Genomic DNA, 897 nt, shown 5'->3' on the forward strand with positions numbered 1-897 from the left:
GCGACATTATATACAGCTGCCACAGAAGGACGGAGAGAAGAGGCTTTAGAATATCTGAGAGAGGGAAGAAAGTTGCTAAGGCAGTAATTGATGATGAGTAAAGATGGTTTAGGAAGGGGACCGAACCACCCCGGAACGGTCCCCTGAAGGAATGGCAATTCCGTTCACCGCCAATATTAGCTTTTCCCGGGCTGTGATAACATCTCCGGGTCATTTTTCAGAGCCCAGGACTGATGAAGAAGAAACCAGGTACACCCACACCCCATGACGCGACATTTCGCCAGTTCCTGGCGAATCCCGATGTCGCCCGTGACTTCATGATGTTACATCTCCCGGCTGAATTACGCGCGCTGTGCGATTTGACCACGCTGAAGCTGGAGTCCGGTACCTTCGTTGAGGACGACTTACGTCAGTACGTCAGCGACATTCTCTGGAGCATGAAAACCACCACCGGCGATGACGGGTACATCCATCTGCTTCTGGAACACCAGAGTTCGGCGGATAAAAATATGGCCTTTCGTCAGCTCAGATATGCTGTCGCCGCCATGCAACGTCATCTTGAAGCGGGTCATAAAAAACTGCCGCTGGTCATCCCGGTTCTGTTTTACCACGGCAGCCGGAGTCCGTACCCGTTCTCCACGAACTGGCTGGATTGTTTCAGTAACCCGGAACAGGCCGGAAAAGTATACACGACAGGATTCCCGCTGGTTGATGTCACCGTCATCGATGATGATGAGATAATGAACCACAGACGGATGGCCGCACTGACCCTGCTGATGAAACATATCCGCCAGCGGGACATGATGGAACTGCTGGACAGGCTACCCCGGGTAATGGTGGAATGGATTTCCCCCGAACAGGTGCGCGTTCTGATAAACTACATGGTAAATGCAGGTG

General features: G+C 52.3%; 1 protein-coding gene. It reads left to right on the top strand.

The window, feature by feature from the left end:
• Window positions 1–233 precede the first annotated feature (233 nt).
• On the top strand, window positions 234–897 hold a 664-nt coding region (locus ABD361_RS30400), incomplete at its 3' end, for an Rpn family recombination-promoting nuclease/putative transposase (protein ID WP_344440200.1).

It is taken from the genome of Streptomyces luteosporeus, assembly GCF_039532865.1.
GTDB lineage: Bacteria > Actinomycetota > Actinomycetes > Streptomycetales > Streptomycetaceae > Streptomyces > Streptomyces luteosporeus.